Below are 19,392 nucleotides of genomic sequence, written 5' to 3'. Positions count from 1 at the left end.
GCCCTTCGTGGTGTCTGGTGTCTCAGGCGCGGCGCGCCAGGGACAGCGTGCGCCGCGCGGCCGCCACCACCGCCGCGTCGACGAAGCGCCCGTCCGGCAGGGCCAGCGCCCCCTGGCCGGTCGCCGCCGCCTTGACGATCGTCTCCGCCCGCTCCAGCTCCCGCTCCGTGGGCTGATACGCCCGCTCGATCACGGGCAGCTGGCGGGGATGGATGGCCGCGCGGCCCAGGAAGCCGAGCGCGCGGCCGTGCGCGCAGGACGCCGCCAGACCCTCCAGATCGCGGATGTCCGGGTGGATGGACTGGGCCGGCGGGGGCAGACCGGCCGCCCGCGCGGCGACGACCACTCGGGAACGGCACCAGTCGAGCCCGGTGTCCCCCCGTACGCCCAGGTCGGCCCGTAGATCCGCCTCGCCGAGGGAGATGCCGCGCAGGGCCGGATGCGCGGACGCGATCGCGTGCGCGCGTTCGATGCCGAGGGCCGACTCCAGCAGTGCGTGCAGCCGGGTCGTGCCCGGGGCCGCGGCCGGCGTGGTCTCGGCGAGGTGGATGACCTGGTCGGCCGACGTCACCTTCGGCAGCCGCAGGGCGGCCACACCGGGCAGGGCGGCCAGCGCGGCGAGGTCCCGCGCCCCCGCCGGGGTGTCCAGCGCGTTCACCCGGACGTGGACGGGCACGGGGTGCCCGGGCGCGCTGAGCAGTTCGGCCGTGGCCGCCCGTGCGTAGTCCTTGCGGTCCGGGGCCACCGCGTCCTCCAGGTCGACGATGACGACGTCGGCGCCGGACGCCAGCGCCCCGGCCACCACCCGCGGCCGGTCCCCGGGGGCGTACAACCAGGTCAGCGGGTACGGGGTGGTCTCCGCCGGGCCGGTCACAGGGCGCCCTCCTCCCGCAGGGCCGCGAGATCGGCGGGGGACAGGCCGAGACCGGTGAGGACCTCGTCGGTGTCCGCGCCGTGCGGGCGGCCCGCCCAGCGGATCGCGCCGGGCGTGGCGGAGAGCCGGAAGAGGACGTTCTGCATCCGCAGCGCGCCCAGCTCGGGGTCGTCGACGGTGGTGACCGTGTCGAGCGCGGTGTACTGCGGGTCGGTCATCACGTCCCGGACGTCCTGGACCGGGGCCACCGCCGCCTCCGCCTTCTCGAAGGCGGCCAGCACGTCGGCGCGGGTGTGCCGGGCGATCCAGTCGCCGACCGCCCGGTCCAGCACGTCGGCGTGCCGGGCCCGGTCCACGCCCGTCGCGAACCACGGCTCGTCGATCAGGTCGGGGCGCCCCACGAGCCGCATCACCCGCTCGGCGATCGACTGGGCGGACGTGGAGACGGCGACCCAGGTGCCGTCGGCCGTGCGGTAGGTGTTGCGCGGTGCGTTGTTGGCGGAGCGGTTGCCGGTGCGTTCCTGGACGTAGCCGAGCTGGTCGTACCAGGTCGGCTGGGGGCCGAGGGCCAGCAGCATCGGCTCGATGAGGGCCATGTCGACGACCTGCCCCTCGCCGGTGCGCTCGCGGGCCGCGAGGGCCGTCATCACGGCGTACGCGGTGGCGAGGCCCGCGATCGAGTCGGCCAGGCCGAAGGGCGGGAGCGTCGGGGGCGCGTCGGGTTCCCCGGTGAGCGCGGCGAAGCCGCTCATCGCCTCGGCCAGGGTGCCGAAACCGGGGCGGTGGGAGTACGGGCCGAACTGCCCGAAGCCGGTGACCCGGGTCAGGACCAGGCGCGGGTTGGCGGCCGAGAGCTCCGGCCAGCCGAGGTCCCACTTCTCCAGAGTGCCGGGGCGGAAGTTCTCGATGACGACGTCCGCGGTGGCGGCGAGCCGCAGCAGGGTGGCGCGGCCGCCGGGCCGGGACAGGTTCAGGGTGATCGTGCGCTTGTTGCGGCCGAGGACCTTCCACCACAGTCCCACCCCGTCCTTGGCGGGGCCGTGGCCGCGGGACGGGTCGGGTTTCTCCGGGTGCTCGACCTTGATCACCTCCGCGCCGAAGTCGCCGAGCATGGTGGCGGCGAGGGGTCCTGCGAACAGGGTGGCCAGATCGAGCACGCGCAGGCCGGCCAGGGGTGCCGGGGCCGCCGCGGTCATGACGCGTACCGTTCGTCGATCTCGGGGCGGTACGGCATCGACACCGTGGCGCCCTCTCGCTGCACGGACAGGGCGGCCGCGCAGGACGCCCAGGTCAGCGCGTCGGGCATCGGGCGTCCCTCGCCGAGTGCCACCGCGAGGGCGCCGACGAAGGTGTCGCCGGCGCCGGTGGAGTCGACGGCGGTGACCTTCGGGGCCGGGACGGTCAGCGGCTCGGCGCCCCGGGCCGCGTACAGGCTGCCGGACGCGCCCAGGGTGACGACCACCTCCGGGACCAGGTCCAGCAGGACGCCGGCCGCCTCGCGGGGGTCGGTGCGGCCGGTGAGGGTGGCGGCCTCGTGCTCGTTGGGGACGATCAGGTCGATCGTGCCGAGGAGCTCGTCGGGGAGCGGCTGGGCGGGGGACGGGGTGAGGACCGTGCGGACGCCGTGGCGGCGGGCCGCGCGGGCGCCCGCGAGCACGGCGGCCAGCGGGATCTCCAGCTGGAGCAGCAGGGTGTCGGCGGCGGCGATGACGCCCTCGTCGCCGGGGCTCAGGTGGTCGAGGGTGCCGTTGGCGCCGGGGATGACGACGATCGCGTTGCCGCCCTCGTCGTCCACGACGATGTGCGCGGTGCCCGAGGGGCCCTCGACCGTGCGCAGGTCGTCGGTGTCCACCCCGGAGTGTTCGAGCGCGGAGCGCAGCTGGGTGCCGTACGTGTCGTTGCCGACGGCGCCGATCATCAGCACGCCGCCGCCCGCGCGGGCCGCGGCGGTCGCCTGGTTGGCGCCCTTGCCGCCGGGGATCGTGCGGAACTCCCGGCCGGTGACGGTCTCGCCGCGCTGCGGGGCCTTCTCTACGTAGGTGACGAGGTCCATGTTCGTGCTGCCGAGCACGACGATGTCGGTCATGGGCGTGTGGCCTCCAAGGGGGTGAGGTCCTGGGCGAGGTCGTGCGTGAGCCGGGCGAGGGTGTCGAAGCCGGTGCCGTCGAGGCCGCCGACGGAGGTGGCGAGACGGTTCTTCAGAGGCGTGGTCCAGTGGTCGGGCAGGGCGGCGGGCGAGCCGGCGAGGAGACCGGCGACGCTGCCCGCCGTCGCCCCGTTGGAGTCGGTGTCCCAGCCGCCGGACACCGCACGGCAGATGGAGCCCGTGAAGTCGCCGTCCGCGTGGGTGAGGGCGGCGACGGTCAGGGCCGTGTTGGGGACGGAGTGGACCCAGTGGTGGTCCGGCGCGTACCGGGCGTGGAGGAGGTCGACGACCGTGTCGAAGTCCTCGTGCGTCCGCGCCAGCGCCGTCGCGTGCCCGACCGCCCGGGCCAGCCGGGACTCCGGCGGGATCACCGCGAGTCCGGCGCGCAGACAGGCGTGGACGTCCTCCGGCCCGGTCGCGCGGGCCGCCCGGGCGATGACCGCCGCCGCGAACATCGCCGCGTAGACGCCGTTGGCGGTGTGCGTGAGGGTGGCGTCCCGGTGGGCCTGTTCGGCCGCGGCGCCAGGGTCGCCGGGGTGGGTCCAGCCGTGGACGTCGGCCCGGATGAGGGCACCGATCCACTCGCGGAACGGGTTGCGGTGGCGGGCCGTGTGCGGCGGCTCGACACCGAGGAGGAGGTTGCGCAGCGCGACACGTTCGGCCGTGAACGTACGGCCCGCGGGCAGCTCGTCCAGCCAGAGCCGGGCCACGTCCGCGGTGCTGAAGGCCCGGCCGTACCGCTGGAGCAGAAGGAGGTTGAGGAGCGGGTAGTTGAGGTCGTCGTCCTCGGGCATGCCGTCGATGTTCTCGGCGAGCGAGGTCGTGGCGGAGCGGCGGTTCCAGGGGTGGGCGGCGAGCAGGTCCGCCGGGACGCCCCTGGCGGTGAAGTAGCCGCGCAGGGGCCAGTTGCCGGCCGGCCGGGCGAGCGCGCGGATGGCGTCGAGCGGAAGCTTCTCGACCGGCTTGCCGAGCAGACAGCCGACGGCCCGGCCCAGCCAGGCGGCCTCCAGGCGGGCCGGCGTGGTCCGGGCGGGGGCGGCCGGCGCGGGCCAGTCCGGGCAGAGCGCCTTGACGGCGGCGAGGTCGGTGGGCTCCCGGTCGGCGCTCCGGCTGGGCAGGTCCGCCAGTTCGTCCAGCAGGTCCTCGGCCAGCGTCCGCAGATACCGGGACGCCGGCTCCGCCGAGGCGCCTGCCCGTACCGGGGCCGTACGGCCGCCCGCCGCCTCCCAGCGGGCCGCGATCCGCGCGGGCTCCCGGCCGTCCAGGGCGGCCTGCCTCAGCTCGTGGCCGATCAGGTCCTCGGGCTGCACCCACGTCAGCCGGAGCACGGCCGGCCCTCCAGTACGCGGAACGCCGCCTCGTGGGCCCGGCGGCGGGCCACGTCACGGGCGTGCACCTCGCGGGCCACGTCGGCCAGGACGCGGGCCGGCTCCCACAGGTCGAGCCGGCTGGCCTCCGCGACCGTCTTCGCCCACTCGTCGGGGACCGGGGAGCCGAGGGCGCCGGTCACGGCGCCCGCCATCGTCGCGATCGAGTCGCAGTCCCGGCCGTAGTTCACCGCGCCGAGCACCGCCCCGCGGTGGTCGCCGCCGGCGACCAGCACCATGGCCAGGGCGATCGGCAGCTCCTCGACGGCGTGCAGCCGGGAGGGGCGGCGAGCGCCGAGCGAGGGCCGGCGGTAGTCGGGGCCGACCGTGTCGTAGGGGGCGACGGCCTCGCGCAGCGGGACCAGCGCCGACTCGAAGTCGCTGTGGGCAGCGGCGGTCTCGCAGCATTTCTCGATGGCCTCGCGGGTGCCGTCCCGGGCCAGGGACAGACAGGCGCCGACGACCGAGTCCGGGGTCGCGCCGGGGGCGCAGGCAGCGGCCACCGCCGCCGCGAACACACCCGCCGCCTCGCGCCCGTACGACGACTGGTGGGCGCCCGCGACGTCCAGCGCCTCGGCGTACGCGGCCCGGGGGTCGGCCGCGTTGACCAGGCCGACCGGGGCCATGTACATCGCGGCGCCGCAGTTCACGATGTTGCCGACGCCGGCCTCCCGGGGGTCCACGTGCCCGTAGTGGAGACGGGCGACGAGCCACTTCTCGGCGAGGAAGACCCGGTGCAGGGGGAGCGCCTCGGCCTCCAGCTCCGGGATCCAGCGCGGGGTCGTCATCAGGTCCGGGACCAGGTGGTCGGCGATCGCGTACGCGTCGAGGTGGTCGCGGACGGCCGCGTAGACGCGGACCAGCGCGTGCGTCATCAAGGTGTCGTCGGTGACGTGCCCGTCACCCTTGTGGTACGGCGCGATGGGACGGGCCGTGCGCCAGTCGTCGCCGTTCCAGGGGCCGACGACGCCGTGGACGCGGCCGCCGTGGCGCTCCAGGATCTGGTCGGGGGAGTAGCCCTCCACCGGGCCGCCGAGGGCGTCGCCGACCGCCGCGCCCACCAGGGCGCCGGTGATCCGTTCGTCGAGACGCGGACCACTGCTTTCATCTGTTTTGGGCGTCATGCCGGAATCATCCTCCTGGTCGGTCCGGTTGGGCGGCTTCCAGGAGGTCGGCGAGTTCCACCAGGTCGGTGCCGGTGAGCCGGGGGAGCGCGCAGCCGGACAGGGTGCGGCAGGCGTCGCGCCAGGCCGCCGGGACGCAGGCGTCGCCGCCCAGGGCGCCGGTGAGCGCCCCGGTCAGGGCCGGGGCCGAGTCCGCCACCCGGGACAGACAGGCGGCGGCCGGGACCGCCTCGGCGATACGGCCGCCCGCCGCGAGGGCGAGGGCGAGGGCGACCGGCACGGTCTCGGCGGCGGCGACGCCGTAGCTGTAGACGTGGTCGACGATCTGGTGCTCCAGGAGGGGGACCAGGGCGAAGGCGCCGTCGGCGGCCCGGGCGAGGTCCACGGCGTGACGGGCGTTGCGGCCGATCTCCGTCCCGGCGGGCAGCTCGACGAGCGCCGCCGCCACGCAGGTCTCGGTGGGCGCGCCGGTGAGGGCCAGGGAGACGGCCGCCGCCATCGCCCGCGCGCCGAGGACGCCGTCGCCGTCCTGGGTGTAACGGGCGTCGAACTCGGCGAGGCCGGCGGCGCGCCGGGGGTCGCCGGGGTGGGCGACGGCCAGGACGCAGGCCCGGACGCAGGCCGCGTCGTCGAAGAAGTGCGGGTTGTCGTGGCCGGTGGCGGGCGGGCGCAGGCCGGTGGCGAGGTTGCCCAGGCCCGCGCGGACGGAGATGCGCGCCCGCAGCGGGAGGACCGCCGACTCGACCTCGGGGGCGCGGTCCGCCGCGGCGGCGACCTCGCCGGCGACGGCGTTCCAGGTGAGGTCGATCGCGGCGCGGACCCGGCGGTCGCGGCTGAGGTCGCCGAGGGCGGTGTCGTCGCCGGCCCGCAGCAGGGCCTCGGCGGTGAAGGCCGCCCACTCCGCGTCGTCGGAGGGGCCGAGGCACAGGGGCTCGGGCGGCTGGTTGAGGGCGATCGGCACCGGGAGGGTGGTGGTCGCGTTCTGCTCGGCGAACGTCTCCAGCTCGCGGGTCAGCCGGCGCGTCCAGTCCGGCATACGGGCGGCGCGGTGCCGGGCGGCGGGCCAGCCGGCGGCGTCGCCGGCGGCCAGGCCGAGGAGGAGGCCCCGCACGCGGTGGGCCGCGCGGTGCCTGGGGGCGGCCGCGGCCTCGGCTTCGGCTTCGGCTTCGGCTTCGCCTTCGGCGGGGAGTTTCCCGGTCGCACGGGTGTGCTGCGCCGGCTGGAGGGTGGCGGTGGCTTCGCCTGTGGCCGGGAGTTTCCCGGCCGCACCCCCCGTGCGGCTCTCGTCGTCGGGTGCGGGTGGCGGTGGCCCCATCCCGGCGGGCCCGCCGTCGGCGGTCTCGGGATCGGGGGGTGGGGGCAGGAGCGCCGGGCCGGCGGTGGGTGAGGCCGTGTCTCCGTCCTGGGGTTCTGACCACGGGGTCGGGGGTGTCATCCGAGGGGCTCCTTGGTAGGGGTGAGGGCTCCGGTGATCCATTTGCGGTCGTCCCCGGGGGCCAGGAGTTCCGCCACCTCCAGCACGTGGTGGCCCGCCATCGACGGCAGGCAGCTGCCGCGGGCCGGGGCGATCACGGCCGCCCAGTCCGGGGGGATCGCCCGCTCGCCCTGGGTCGCTCCGGCCAGCGCTCCCGCGACCGCGGCCGTCGTGTCCGCGTCGCGGCCCATGTTCACCGCCGTCAGCACCGCCTGCACGAAGTCGCCGTCGGCCGCCGCGTACGCCCCGAAGGCCAGGGCGACCGCCTCGGGCGCCAGGTCCGTCCACGGGTAGCCGCCGATGACGACCGCGGAGCGCACCGCGCGCTCGCCTTCGTGGGCGACCGCGGCGGCCCGGCGCAGGGAACGCGCCGTCCACGAGTCGTCCGGGACCACGGCCAGCGCGGAGGCCACCACCACCGGGGTGGGCGCCCCCGCCATGGCCGCGGCCACGCCGGCCGCCACGGCCTGGCCGCCGTAGATGCCCTCGCCGTCGTGGCTCACCGAGCCGTCGATCGCGACCAGCCGGGCCGCCTCCGCCGGGCGGCCCGCGGCGAACACGCCGAACGGCGCCGCCCGCATGGCCAGCCCGTCGCTCCAGGCGTGCCGGTGCTGTGCGGAGATGGGGGCGGCGAGGCCGCGGCGCAGATTCTCCAGCGTGCCCCGCTCGCTGAACCCGGCGCCCCGGAACGGCCCCTCGGCCCGGTCCGCGATCCACTCGTGCCAGGCCGCCTCGACATGGGCCGGGGTGAGGGCCGAGCCGTGCCGGGCGAGCAGCAGCCCCGAGAAGATCGCGTACTCGGTGTCGTCGGTGCCGCACGGGCGTTCGGCCACGAAACCGGTGATACGGCCCCACCGGGCACGGATCTCCGAGGGCTTCATGTTCTCGGCGGGGGCGCCCAGCGCGTCGCCCACCGCCAGGCCCAGCAGGGCGCCCCGGGCCCGCTCGCGGAGGTCTCCGGCGCCACCGGGCGCCGGAACCGAGGGGATGCAGGCGATCGATGCCATACGCGGCCTCTCCTCCGGGGGCTCCGCCCAGGGCGCCGGAGCCCTTTGCGGATGTGTCCCACCGTCGGCGGTTGACCTGTGCCTCACCGGGGCCACTGTCACCCGGTCGACCTGTCCGCCGAGGCCCCGGCCGCATGGCGGCTTCCCGGGGAAAACCGCAGGTTAGCGCAGCCTTTCCTTGCTGGCGGGAGGGAATGTGGAGGCGTAGATTTGGCGTTGTCGAAGAGTAGAACGCGTCTAAAGACAGCCTTACCTGACTTCCAGGCTTCGAGGCTTTCGGACCACCTGACTTCCTCCGGGGGGAATCTCATGGCGATCATCGAGACCGAGGCCGCGCTGCACGAGGCGCACCGCGACAACCACACCCACCGCGATGTGAACGGCGGCTGGCTGCGCCCCGCGGTCTTCGGCGCGATGGACGGCCTGGTCTCCAACCTCGCCCTCATGACCGGTGTCGCCGGCGGTGCCGTCAGCCATCAGACCATCGTGCTCAGCGGCCTCGCGGGGCTCGCCGCCGGCGCCTTCTCCATGGCGGCCGGCGAGTACACCTCGGTCGCCTCGCAGCGCGAGCTCGTCGAGGCCGAACTGGCCGTCGAGCGGCGGGAGCTGAGCAAGCACCCCAAGGACGAGGAGGCCGAGCTGGCGGCCCTCTACGAGGCGCGGGGCGTGGACGCGGACCTCGCCCGGGCCGTCGCCGAACAGCTCTCCCGCGACCCCGAGATCGCCCTGGAGATCCACGCCAGGGAGGAGCTCGGCATCGACCCGGGCGACCTGCCCTCGCCGGTGGTCGCGGCCGTGTCGTCGTTCGGGTCGTTCGCCCTCGGCGCCCTGCTGCCTGTCCTGCCGTACCTGCTCGGCGCCACCGCGCTGTGGCCGGCGGTGCTGCTCGCGCTGTCCGGGCTCTTCCTGTGCGGCGCGGTCGTGGCCAAGGTGACGGCGCGCAACTGGTGGTACAGCGGTCTGCGGCAGCTCGCCCTGGGTGGCGCGGCGGCCGGTGTGACGTACGCCCTGGGCAGCTTCTTCGGGACGGCCGTAGGATAGCGCGGCCGGAACATATGCGAGGGACCGCATAAGTTTCCGTTACTCGCTGGTTTCGGGAGCGTGACCACCGGGCATGAGCCGTAAGCACTGTGGGCAATGACGCCTGCGGCGCACGCGCGGGGTGGGCGGCAACGCCCCTTCCGCCTCCCTGTGGACCGGCGGGCAAGGATCTGCCTCGTCCGGTCCCCCTCATACTTCGAGCCACGTGCGCGGAACCCCTGTCGCAGGCCGTGGTGTCCGCATGGTGGAACGGAGTATCCCGGTTCCCGAGAGCCGTTCCATCATGTAACCTGCACGAAATTTTGCGATCACGCAGAGGGCCAACGTCGTCCCTTGCACCTGTTCCCCGGCTCGGTTTCCGGGGAACCTCCAGCCAAATGACGACGACGGGAGAGCCGATGCGTACGCCGCGCCAGCCGTCCCAGCACTCCGCGAACGGCCAGAACTGGTCCTTCATGGATGCTCGCCCTGCTGCGCAGGGTATGTACGACCCCCGCGACGAGCACGACGCCTGCGGCGTCGGCTTCGTGGCCACCCTCACCGGAGAGGCGAGCCACACGCTGGTCGAGCAGGCGCTGACCGTTCTGCGCAATCTCGAGCACCGCGGCGCCACCGGCTCCGAGCCCGACTCGGGTGACGGCGCGGGCATCCTCTCCCAGGTGCCGGACGCCTTCCTGCGCGAGGTCGCCGGGTTCGAGCTCCCCCAGGCCGGCGCCTACGCCGTCGGCATCGCCTTCCTGCCGGAGGACGGCACCGAGGACACCGTCGCGCGCATCGAGGCGATCGCCGCCGAGGAGGACCTCGACGTCCTCGGCTGGCGCGAGGTCCCGGTCGCTCCCGGACTGCTCGGCGCCACCGCCCGCTCGACGATGCCGGCCTTCCGCCAGATCTTCGTCGCGGACGGCTCCGCGGTGCCTTCGACGGGTATCGCGCTCGACCGCAAGGCGTTCGTCCTGCGCAAGCGCGCCGAGCGCGAGGCCGGGGTCTACTTCCCCTCGCTGTCGTCCCGCACCATCGTCTACAAGGGCATGCTGACCACCGGCCAGCTCGAGCCCTTCTTCCCGGACCTGTCCGACCGCCGCTTCGCCTCGGCCATCGCGCTCGTCCACTCGCGCTTCTCCACGAACACCTTCCCGTCGTGGCCGCTCGCGCACCCCTACCGCTTCGTCGCCCACAACGGTGAGATCAACACCGTCAAGGGCAACCGCAACTGGATGCGGGCCCGCGAGTCGCGGCTCGTCTCCGACCTGTTCGGCGACCGCGGCCTCGAGCGGATCTTCCCGGTCTGCACGCCCGACGCCTCCGACTCGGCGTCCTTCGACGAGGTGCTCGAACTCCTCCACCTCGGCGGACGCTCCCTGCCGCACTCGGTGCTGATGATGATCCCGGAGGCGTGGGAGAACCACGACTCCATGGACCCGGCCCGCCGCGCCTTCTACCAGTTCCACTCCACGATGATGGAGCCCTGGGACGGCCCGGCCTGTGTCACCTTCACCGACGGCACCCAGGTCGGCGCGGTCCTCGACCGCAACGGCCTGCGCCCCGGCCGCTACTGGGTCACCGACGACGGCCTCGTCGTCCTCGGCTCCGAGGTCGGCGTCCTCGACATCGACCCCGCCAAGGTCGTCCGCAAGGGCCGCCTCCAGCCGGGCCGCATGTTCCTCGTCGACACGGCCGAGCACCGCATCATCGAGGACGCCGAGATCAAGGCCGCCCTCGCCACCGAGCAGCCGTACGCGGAGTGGCTGGAGGCCGGCGAGATCGAGCTGTCGGACCTGCCCGAGCGTGAGCACATCGTGCACACCCACGCCTCGGTCACCCGCCGCCAGCAGACCTTCGGCTACACCGAGGAAGAACTGCGCATCATCCTCGCGCCGATGGCCAAGGCCGGCGCCGAGCCGATCGGCTCGATGGGCACCGACTCGCCGATCGCCGCGCTGAGCGACCGCCCCCGGCTGCTCTTCGACTACTTCACCCAGCTGTTCGCGCAGGTCACGAACCCGCCGCTGGACGCCATCCGCGAGGAACTCGTCACCTCGCTGCGCTCCTCGCTGGGCCCGCAGGGCAACCTGCTGGAGCCGACCGCCGCCTCCTGCCGCTCGGTCACCCTGCCCTTCCCGGTGATCGACAACGACGAGCTGGCCAAGCTCATCCACATCAACGCCGACGGCGACATGCCCGGCTTCAAGGCCGCGACCCTGTCCGGCCTGTACCGGGTCTCCGGCGGCGGCGACGCCCTCGCCGCGCGCATCGAGGAGATCTGCTCCGAGGCCGACGCCGCCATCGAGAACGGCGCCCGGCTGATCGTCCTGTCGGACCGCCACTCCGACGCCGAGCACGCGCCGATCCCGTCGCTGCTGCTCACCGCGGCCGTCCACCACCACCTCATCCGCACCAAGCAGCGCACCCACGTGGGCCTGCTGGTCGAGGCCGGCGACGTCCGCGAGGTCCACCACGTCGCCCTGCTGATCGGCTACGGCGCCGCCGCCGTCAACCCCTACCTCGCCATGGAGTCGGTCGAGGACCTGGTCCGCGCCGGCACCTTCCTGCCCGGCATCGAGGCCGAGCAGGCCATCCGGAACCTGATCTACGCCCTCGGCAAGGGCGTGCTCAAGGTCATGTCCAAGATGGGCATCTCCACCGTCGCCTCCTACCGCGGCGCCCAGGTCTTCGAAGCCGTCGGCCTCGAGGCGGCCTTCGTCGAGAAGTACTTCAACGGCACCACCAGCAAGATCGGCGGCGTCGGCATCGACGTCGTCGCCAAGGAGGTCGCCGCCCGGCACGCCAAGGCCTACCCGGCCAGCGGCATCGCCCCGGCGCACCGCGCCCTGGACATCGGCGGCGAGTACCAGTGGCGCCGCGAGGGCGAGCCGCACCTGTTCGACCCGGAGACGGTCTTCCGCCTCCAGCACTCCACGCGCACCGGCCGCTACGACATCTTCAAGAAGTACACCGCGCGCGTGAACGAGCAGTCCGAGCGCCTGATGACGCTGCGCGGCCTGTTCGGCTTCGCGTCGGACCGCCCCTCGATCCCGGTCGAGGAGGTCGAGCCGGTCAGCGAGATCGTCAAGCGCTTCTCCACCGGCGCCATGTCGTACGGCTCCATCTCCAAGGAGGCGCACGAGACCCTCGCCATCGCCATGAACCAGCTGGGCGGCAAGTCCAACACCGGTGAGGGCGGCGAGGACCCGGACCGCCTGTACGACCCCGCGCGCCGGTCGTCCATCAAGCAGGTCGCCTCCGGCCGCTTCGGTGTGACGAGCGAGTACCTGGTCAACGCCGACGACATCCAGATCAAGATGGCCCAGGGCGCCAAGCCCGGCGAGGGCGGCCAGCTGCCCGGCCACAAGGTCTACCCGTGGGTCGCGAAGACGCGTCACTCGACGCCGGGCGTGGGGCTCATCTCCCCGCCGCCGCACCACGACATCTACTCCATCGAGGACCTGGCCCAGCTGATCCACGACCTGAAGAACGCCAACCCCCAGGCGCGCATTCACGTCAAGCTGGTCTCCGAGGTCGGTGTCGGCACGGTCGCGGCCGGTGTGTCCAAGGCGCACGCGGACGTCGTCCTCATCTCCGGTCACGACGGCGGCACCGGCGCCTCCCCGCTGACCTCGCTGAAGCACGCGGGCGGCCCCTGGGAGCTCGGCCTCGCCGAGACCCAGCAGACCCTGCTGCTCAACGGCCTGCGCGACCGGATCGTCGTGCAGACCGACGGCCAGCTCAAGACCGGCCGTGACGTCGTCATCGCCGCGCTGCTCGGCGCCGAGGAGTTCGGTTTCGCGACCGCGCCGCTCGTCGTCTCCGGCTGCGTCATGATGCGCGTCTGCCACCTGGACACCTGCCCGGTCGGCATCGCCACCCAGAACCCGGTGCTGCGCGACCGCTTCGCCGGCAAGGCCGAGTACATCGTCAACTTCTTCCGGTACATCGCCGAAGAGGTCCGCGAGCTCCTCGCCGAGCTGGGCTTCCGCTCCATCGAGGAGGCCGTCGGCCACGCCGAGGCGCTCGACGTGACCCGCGCGGTCGACCACTGGAAGGCGCAGGGCCTGGACCTGGAGCCGCTGTTTCACGTGCCCGACCTTCCGGCCGGCGCGGTGCGCCACCAGCTGGTCGAGCAGGACCACGGCCTGGAGAAGGCGCTCGACAACGAGCTCGTCAAGCTCGCCGCCGACGCCCTCGCCGCCGACTCCGCGAACGACGCCCAGCCGGTGCGCGCCCAGGTCAAGGTCCGCAACATCAACCGCACGGTCGGCACCATGCTCGGCCACGAGGTGACGAAGAAGTTCGGTGGCGCGGGCCTGCCCGACGACACCATCGACATCACCTTCACCGGTTCCGCGGGCCAGTCCTTCGGCGCCTTCCTCCCGCGCGGTGTCACGCTGCGCCTGGAGGGCGACGCCAACGACTACGTCGGCAAGGGCCTGTCCGGCGGGCGGATCGTGGTCCGGCCGGACCGGGCCGCCGACCACCTCGCCGAGTACTCGACGATCGCGGGCAACACGATCGCGTACGGCGCGACCGGCGGCGAGCTGTTCCTGCGCGGCCGGTCCGGCGAGCGGTTCTGCGTCCGCAACTCCGGCGCGCTGGTCGTCTCCGAGGGCGTGGGCGACCACGGCTGCGAGTACATGACCGGCGGTCACGCGGTGGTCCTGGGCGAGACGGGCCGCAACTTCGCGGCCGGCATGTCCGGTGGCGTCGCCTACGTGATCGACCTCGACCGGGACAACGTCAACGCCGGCAACGTGGGTGCCGTCGAGGCGCTCGACGAGGCCGACAAGCAGTGGCTGCACGACGTCGTGCGCCGCCACCAGGAGGAGACCGGGTCCACGGTCGCCGAGAAGCTCCTCGCCGAGTGGGACACCGCGGTGGACCGCTTCAGCAAGATCATCCCCAGCACGTACAAGGCAGTGCTCGCCGCCAAGGACGCCGCCGAGCGAGCCGGTCTCACCGAGACCGAGATCACCGAGAAGATGATGGAGGCGGCGACCAATGGCTGATCCCAAGGGCTTTCTGAACCACGGCCGCGAGGTCGCCCGGTCCCGTCCGGTCGACGTGCGTCTGAAGGACTGGAACGAGGTCTACGTCCCCGGCTCCCTGCTGCCGATCATCAGCAAGCAGGCCAGCCGCTGCATGGACTGCGGCATCCCGTTCTGCCACAACGGCTGTCCGCTCGGGAACCTCATCCCGGAGTGGAACGACTACGCCTACCGCGAGGACTGGGCGGCCGCCCAGGAGCGGCTGCACGCGACCAACAACTTCCCGGAGTTCACCGGTCGCCTCTGCCCCGCGCCCTGCGAGTCGGCGTGCGTCCTCGGCATCAACCAGCCGCCGGTCACCATCAAGAACGTCGAGGTCTCCATCATCGACAAGGCGTGGGAGACCGGGGACGTCGCCCCGCAGATCCCCGAGCGCCTGTCCGGCAAGACCGTCGCCGTCATCGGCTCGGGCCCGGCGGGCCTGGCCGCCGCCCAGCAGCTGACCCGGGCCGGCCACACCGTGGCCGTGTACGAGCGCGCCGACCGCGTCGGCGGCCTGCTGCGCTACGGCATCCCCGAGTTCAAGATGGAGAAGCGGCACATCAACCGCCGTATCGAGCAGATGCGCGCGGAGGGCACCCGCTTCCGCACCGGCGTCGAGATCGGCCGCGACCTCAAGGCGACCGACCTGCGCAAGCGGTACGACGCCGTCGTCATCGCCGCCGGCGCCACCACCGCCCGCGACCTGCCGGTCCCCGGCCGGGAGCTGAAGGGCGTCTACCAGGCGATGGAGTACCTGCCGCTGGCGAACAAGGTCCAGGAGGGCGACTACGTCACCTCCCCGATCTCCGCCGAGGGCAAGCACGTCGTCGTCATCGGAGGCGGCGACACCGGCGCCGACTGCGTGGGCACCGCCCACCGCCAGGGCGCGGCCTCGGTGACGCAGCTGGAGATCATGCCCCGCCCGGGCGACGAGCGGAACCAGGTCGCCCAGCCGTGGCCGACGTTCCCGATGCTCTACAAGGTGACGTCCGCGCACGAGGAGGGCGGCGAGCGGGTCTACTCCGTCTCCACCACCCACTTCGAGGGCGACGAGGACGGCAACGTCCAGTGGCTGCACCTCACCGAGGTCGAGTTCGTCGACGGCAAGCTGACGCAGAAGCCGGGCACCGAGCGCAAGATCCCCGCCCAGCTGGTCACCCTCGCGATGGGCTTCACCGGCACCGACCGGGAGAACGGCCTGGTCGAGCAGTTCGGCCTGGAGCTCGACGAGCGCGGCAACATCGCGCGCGACGCCGACTTCCAGACCAACGTGCCCGGTGTGTTCGTCGCCGGTGACGCGGGCCGCGGCCAGTCGCTCATCGTGTGGGCGATCGCCGAGGGCCGCTCGGCCGCACGCGGCTGCGACCGCTTCCTGACCGGCGTCAGCGAGCTGCCGGCCCCGATCCGCCCGACGGACCGCGCCCTGGCGGTCTGATCCCCCGGATCAACCGAGAACGTCCCGTACAACGGCGTACGGGCGGGAAATCCGGGGGCTTCCCCCGGACCCCCCGAGACGGCGTCTGCCTCGTCCCCGACCGGACGAACGGGCAGGCGCCGTCGGCATGTCCCGGACGGTCCGGGCCGGCGGTCTACGGCAGGTGGTACGTCTCCCCGTACACCTTCCACGTCAGCGGCGGCTCGAGGTCGAGGTTGCCGTCGTACAGGAACTCCCGCTGGGCGGTGTCGATGCGGGTGGTGTCGATGCCGGTGCGCTTGTCCTTCATGGCCGCGCGGCGGATGTCGAGGAAGATGTCCAGGTACGCCTTCTCGGAGCCGCCCTGGGCGGGGGTGTCCGCCTCGCGCTGGGCGCGTTCGCGCAGCACGTAGAAGCCGTCGTCGTCGATGCCGGGGCCGTGGAAGACCATCGCGTCGAAGTAGATGAACTGGCCCAGGGTGCCCAGGCCGTCGAGCTTGGCGAGGCGCACGGCCGGTTCGAAGTAGGCGCGGTCGCGTTCGGCGAGCTGGGCCTGCTGGAACTCGGGCTTGCGGGCCTCCGCCTTCCACGCGTCGGTGAAGCCGGGGTCCAGGCCCTCGTGCGAGTCGGTGCCGTCGACGGCGCGCAGCGCGGGCAGGTACTTCGCGAGCCCGTTGTCCGGGTGGTCGGCGGTGTAGCGCTCGACCAGGACGCGCAGGTCGTTGGTGCCGGTGCAGAAGCCGATGATGCCCGCCGTGTAGCCCTGGCCGTCGCCGATGTCCTCGATGTAGCCGAAGGTGTCACGCCAGTTCAGGGTGGAGTTCTCGGCGCTGGAGACCAGTTGCTGGGCCAGGGTCTTCATGGCCGGGGCGGCGAGGCCGGGCGGCTGGTCCGCGATCAGCTCGTCGTCCGCCGACCTCTCCTTCTCCGCACGGGACTTGGCCTCCTGCCGGGCCGCCGCCTGGGTGGTGACGGCCGGGGAGCCCGGGCTCCCGGCGGAGTCGGCCGGCATGAGGAAGTACGCCGCCGCGGTGAGCGCCAGCGGGGCCGCCGCGAAGATCAGGATGCCGGAACGCTTCACTGGGGAATCCCTCCACCGGTCAGCTCGGAGACCTTGGCGAACGCGGCCACGGCCAGCAGGACGAGGACGCCCGCGCACGCGGCCGCCTGGATCGGAACCTGGCGCGGTCCGCGCGGGGCGTAGGCGAAGGCGGCGGACACCGCCGCGCCGGTCAGCAGCCCGCCGAGGTGGCCCTGCCAGGAGGTCAGGCCCGCGGACAGCAGCAGCCACAGCAGCAGGAACACCATGAGCCGGTTGACGTTCCGCATGTCCGCGCCGATCCGGCGGGCCAGCACGTAGGAGGCCGCGCCCAGTCCGAAGATCGCGCCGGACGCACCCAGCGACTCCGTGTTCACGTCGGTGAGCATCAGCTCCAGGACGGAGCCGCCCAGCGTCGACAGCAGGTACAGCGCGACGAATCGCAGCCGCCCCAGCAGGGGCTCGACGACCCGGCCGAGCTGCAGCAGCGCGAGCATGTTCAGCACGATGTGCAGCAGCCCGAAGGTGCCCTCGGTCGGCGGCAGATGGAGGAAGCCGCTGGTGAGCAACCGCTCCCACTCCCCGGCGACCAGGCCGGACGGCTGGAAGTCGGGCGGGTGCCCGGGCCGGTAGACGTAGAAGCCGCCGTCCGGACCGGTCAGGCGGGCGGACACCATCGCGAACCGGTCGACCAGCTCCGGACGGGCCAGCTCGGCGAGGTACGCGATCACGTTCAGGCCGATGAGGACCGTCGTCACCAGCGGGGTGCTCGTGATCCGTCCGCCGACGAGCGTGCGGGCCTGCCGGACCGAGCGCGCCCCCTCCTTCACGCACTCGACGCACTGATACCCGACGGCCGCCTCCCGCATACAGGACGGGCAGATGTGGCGGTCGCAGCGCGTGCAGCGCACGTGGGACTCCACCTTGGGGTGGCGGTAGCACGTGGTGACGGCTGCGTCGGTGGGCTCGGGCTCCACTGCCGGCTCCCTGGAGATCGAATGAACGGTGAGCCGGTGGGGGCGGCGGCGAACAAAATATCGAACCCCGGTGCCGAAATCGAATGCCGGTGCAGAACGGCAGGGGGGAGCGGGACGGGTGTGCCGTAGGGTCGGGCCGCCGGGGTGCCGTACGAGGGGGGCAGGGGACATGGCCGCGATCAGTCTGAGCAAGGTGGAGGAGACCGCGCCCGCGCTGGCGGGCCCGTATCGCAGCGCCGGGGTGTCCCTGCGCAAGCACGGGCTGGACGGGGCGCGGGCCGCCGTCTACCTGGTGGTGGACTACTCCGGGTCGATGAAGCCGTTCTACAAGGACGGCAGTGTGCAGGTCCTGGCCGACCGGGTGCTCGGGCTGTCGGCGCACCTGGACGACGACGGCAGGGTCCCCGTCGTCTTCTTCTCCACCGATGTCGACGCCGTCACGGAGATCGCGCTGGACGGCCACCGGGGCCGGATCGAGCGGATCGTGTCCGGACTCGGGCACATGGGCAGAACCAGCTACCACCTGGCCATGGACGCGGTCATCGACCACTACCTGGACAGCGGTTCCAAGGATCCCGCCCTGGTGGTCTTCCAGACCGACGGCGGGCCCGTCAACCGGCTCGCCGCCGAGCGGTACCTGTGCAAGGCGGCGCGGCTGCCGCTGTTCTGGCAGTTCGTCGGGTTCGGCGACCGGGGGAGCAAGCAGTTCGACTTCCTGCGCCGGCTCGACGAGCTTCCGGTGCCGGACAAGCGGGTCGTCGACAACGCCGGGTTCTTCCACGCCGGTTCGAACCCGTCGGCGATGCCGGACGGCGAGCTGTACGACCGTCTCGTCGGGGAGTTCCCGCAGTGGCTGGCGGCGGCGCGGGCGCGGGGCATCGTGCCCCCGGCCTGACGGCGGCCCGCGCTCACCCGAGGCCCGCGCTCCGCAGCACCTCGGTCCGGCAGGTGTCCGGGTCGCCCCAGGCGCCCAGCAGCGCACGTGCCTTGGTCAGCCACAGCGACAGGTCGCACTCGGCGGTGTAGCCGATCGCCCCGTGCGCCTGGAGCGCGGCGCGGGCGGTGGCGTACGCGGCCTCACCGGCGGCCACCTTGGCGGCGGCGATGTCGGCGGGGTCCAGGGTGAGCGCCGCCCCGAACACCAGGGGCCGGGCGAACTCCAGCCCTATCCTCGCGTCGGCCAGCCGGTGCTTGACCGCCTGGAACGAGCCGACGGGGACCCCGAACTGGGTGCGCCGCCGGACATGGGTGACCGCCCGGCCGAGCAGGGCCTCCCCGACGCCGAGGGCCTGCGCGGCGGTGCACAGGCGGGCGTACCGGAGGGCCCGGGCGGGCGGCGGGCCGGAGGCGAGCGGCTCCCCTCCGGGCGTGAGGGGGGTCAGACGGCGGGCCGGGTCCAGGGAGCGGCGCACCGGACCGTGCCCGGGGGAGAGGAACATCCCCTCGCCGGTGAGCGCGAGCCGGACGTCGGCCACGTCCCCGTCCAGCGCGTACGGCGCGTCCCACGCCACGGTCGCCAGCGCCTCGCCCGCCTGCAGGGCCGGCAGCAGCCGCCCGGCGGGACCCGAACCGGGCAGCCCGGCCAGCAGCACCGCCGCCGTGACCGTCTCCGCCAGCGGGCCCGGCACCGCGTGCCGCCCCAGTTCCACGAAGGCGGCGGCGAGTTCCACGGGCCGGGGGCCCAGCCCGCCCCGGGACTCGGGGACCGCGAGCGCCCACACGCCCGCCTCGGCGAGCCGGGACCAGAGCGCGCGCCCCGCCGCGTGCTCGCCCCGGCTCCACGCCCGGACGACCGCCGGGGTGTCCGCCGCCGTCAGCATCGTGTCCAGCGAGCCGGTGAAGGCGCGCTGCTCGGCGTCGAGCAGGAACCTCATCGGCGGCACTCCTTCGGCGGTGCGGGCGGGAACC

The 19,392-nt window shown here is 73.6% G+C and carries 14 protein-coding genes; 4 read left to right on the top strand and 10 right to left on the bottom strand.

The genetic code is table 11. The features are described 5' to 3' along the window. Positions 1–22: 22 nt before the first annotated feature. The 7 genes from ACFRAC_RS13685 to ACFRAC_RS13655 are packed head-to-tail and all read right to left on the bottom strand — an operon-like array spanning position 23 to position 7,992. Positions 23–874 carry an HpcH/HpaI aldolase/citrate lyase family protein gene (locus tag ACFRAC_RS13685; protein ID WP_382924069.1) on the bottom strand — a complete coding sequence of 284 codons (852 nt, stop codon included), beginning with the start codon at positions 872–874 and terminating at the stop codon, positions 23–25. Then, positions 871–2,070, bottom strand: coding sequence for a CaiB/BaiF CoA transferase family protein (locus ACFRAC_RS13680; RefSeq protein WP_382924068.1), 1,200 nt, complete (start codon positions 2,068–2,070; stop codon positions 871–873). The genes ACFRAC_RS13685 and ACFRAC_RS13680 overlap by 4 nt, the downstream gene beginning before the upstream one ends. Beyond that, on the bottom strand, positions 2,067–2,960 hold the full coding sequence (gene rbsK, locus ACFRAC_RS13675; protein WP_382924067.1) for a ribokinase: 894 nt from the start codon (positions 2,958–2,960) through the stop codon (positions 2,067–2,069). Before rbsK ends, ACFRAC_RS13680 begins: the two co-directional genes overlap by 4 nt. Then, entirely contained in the window at positions 2,957–4,348 is a 1,392-nt protein-coding gene (locus ACFRAC_RS13670; protein WP_382924066.1) for an ADP-ribosylglycohydrolase family protein, read from the bottom strand. The genes rbsK and ACFRAC_RS13670 overlap by 4 nt, the downstream gene beginning before the upstream one ends. Continuing rightward, the gene (locus tag ACFRAC_RS13665) at positions 4,336–5,511 is read right to left on the bottom strand and encodes an ADP-ribosylglycohydrolase family protein (protein WP_382924065.1); all 1,176 of its coding nucleotides are present in this window, start codon (positions 5,509–5,511) and stop codon (positions 4,336–4,338) included. Before ACFRAC_RS13665 ends, ACFRAC_RS13670 begins: the two co-directional genes overlap by 13 nt. A 7-nt stretch (positions 5,512–5,518) precedes the next feature. After that, positions 5,519–6,946 (bottom strand): ADP-ribosylglycohydrolase family protein, encoded by a 1,428-nt coding sequence (locus ACFRAC_RS13660; protein WP_382924064.1) that lies wholly within the window; start codon positions 6,944–6,946, stop codon positions 5,519–5,521. Then, complete coding sequence (locus ACFRAC_RS13655) at positions 6,943–7,992, bottom strand: ADP-ribosylglycohydrolase family protein (protein ID WP_382924063.1); 1,050 nt, start codon at positions 7,990–7,992, stop codon at positions 6,943–6,945. The genes ACFRAC_RS13660 and ACFRAC_RS13655 overlap by 4 nt, the downstream gene beginning before the upstream one ends. 309 nt (positions 7,993–8,301) lie before the next feature. On the opposite strand from ACFRAC_RS13655, the gene ACFRAC_RS13650 reads away from it, so the two are divergent. The 3 genes from ACFRAC_RS13650 to ACFRAC_RS13640 all read left to right on the top strand — a co-directional run bounded on the left by ACFRAC_RS13650 (position 8,302) and on the right by ACFRAC_RS13640 (position 15,489). Next, positions 8,302–9,033 carry a VIT1/CCC1 transporter family protein gene (locus tag ACFRAC_RS13650; RefSeq protein WP_382924062.1) on the top strand — a complete coding sequence of 244 codons (732 nt, stop codon included), beginning with the start codon at positions 8,302–8,304 and terminating at the stop codon, positions 9,031–9,033. A gap of 398 nt (positions 9,034–9,431) precedes the next feature. Beyond that, positions 9,432–14,033: a glutamate synthase large subunit gene (gene gltB, locus ACFRAC_RS13645; RefSeq protein WP_382924185.1), complete on the top strand. Its 4,602-nt coding sequence runs from the start codon at positions 9,432–9,434 to the stop codon at positions 14,031–14,033. After that, entirely contained in the window at positions 14,026–15,489 is a 1,464-nt protein-coding gene (locus tag ACFRAC_RS13640) for a glutamate synthase subunit beta (protein WP_382924061.1), read from the top strand. The genes gltB and ACFRAC_RS13640 overlap by 8 nt, the downstream gene beginning before the upstream one ends. A gap of 154 nt (positions 15,490–15,643) precedes the next feature. Here ACFRAC_RS13640 and ACFRAC_RS13635 read toward each other — a convergent pair whose 3' ends face one another. Continuing rightward, the gene (locus ACFRAC_RS13635) at positions 15,644–16,549 is read right to left on the bottom strand and encodes a chitosanase (protein ID WP_382924060.1); all 906 of its coding nucleotides are present in this window, start codon (positions 16,547–16,549) and stop codon (positions 15,644–15,646) included. Beyond that, positions 16,546–17,484 (bottom strand): rhomboid family intramembrane serine protease, encoded by a 939-nt coding sequence (locus ACFRAC_RS13630; protein ID WP_382924059.1) that lies wholly within the window; start codon positions 17,482–17,484, stop codon positions 16,546–16,548. The genes ACFRAC_RS13635 and ACFRAC_RS13630 overlap by 4 nt, the downstream gene beginning before the upstream one ends. A 169-nt stretch (positions 17,485–17,653) precedes the next feature. Between ACFRAC_RS13630 and ACFRAC_RS13625 the strand changes: the two genes are divergently transcribed. After that, entirely contained in the window at positions 17,654–18,379 is a 726-nt protein-coding gene (locus ACFRAC_RS13625; RefSeq protein WP_382924058.1) for a vWA domain-containing protein, read from the top strand. A gap of 13 nt (positions 18,380–18,392) precedes the next feature. On the opposite strand, the gene ACFRAC_RS13620 is transcribed toward ACFRAC_RS13625, so the two are convergent. Then, positions 18,393–19,358, bottom strand: coding sequence for an acyl-CoA dehydrogenase family protein (locus ACFRAC_RS13620; RefSeq protein ID WP_382924057.1), 966 nt, complete (start codon positions 19,356–19,358; stop codon positions 18,393–18,395). Between the last annotated feature and the right edge of the window lie 34 nt (positions 19,359–19,392).

It is taken from the genome of Streptomyces sp. NPDC056628, assembly GCF_042792555.1.
In the GTDB taxonomy this organism is placed as follows: Bacteria; Actinomycetota; Actinomycetes; order Streptomycetales; family Streptomycetaceae; genus Streptomyces.
The sequence above is the reverse complement of the archived record's forward strand: the minus strand, read 5'-3'. Positions and strand labels throughout refer to the sequence as shown.

Bases quoted from the DNA above. Each gene is read 5' to 3' on its own strand.
- gltB (WP_382924185.1), top strand. From the start codon at position 9,432: ATGCGTACGCCGCGCCAGCCGTCCCAGCACTCCGCGAACGGCCAGAAC.
- ACFRAC_RS13650 (WP_382924062.1), top strand. From the start codon at position 8,302: ATGGCGATCATCGAGACCGAGGCCGCGCTGCACGAGGCGCACCGCGAC.
- ACFRAC_RS13660 (WP_382924064.1), bottom strand. From the start codon at position 6,946: ATGACACCCCCGACCCCGTGGTCAGAACCCCAGGACGGAGACACGGCC.
- ACFRAC_RS13625 (WP_382924058.1), top strand. From the start codon at position 17,654: ATGGCCGCGATCAGTCTGAGCAAGGTGGAGGAGACCGCGCCCGCGCTG.
- ACFRAC_RS13680 (WP_382924068.1), bottom strand. From the start codon at position 2,070: ATGACCGCGGCGGCCCCGGCACCCCTGGCCGGCCTGCGCGTGCTCGAT.
- ACFRAC_RS13665 (WP_382924065.1), bottom strand. From the start codon at position 5,511: ATGACGCCCAAAACAGATGAAAGCAGTGGTCCGCGTCTCGACGAACGG.
- ACFRAC_RS13620 (WP_382924057.1), bottom strand. From the start codon at position 19,358: ATGAGGTTCCTGCTCGACGCCGAGCAGCGCGCCTTCACCGGCTCGCTG.
- rbsK (WP_382924067.1), bottom strand. From the start codon at position 2,960: ATGACCGACATCGTCGTGCTCGGCAGCACGAACATGGACCTCGTCACC.
- ACFRAC_RS13655 (WP_382924063.1), bottom strand. From the start codon at position 7,992: ATGGCATCGATCGCCTGCATCCCCTCGGTTCCGGCGCCCGGTGGCGCC.
- ACFRAC_RS13640 (WP_382924061.1), top strand. From the start codon at position 14,026: ATGGCTGATCCCAAGGGCTTTCTGAACCACGGCCGCGAGGTCGCCCGG.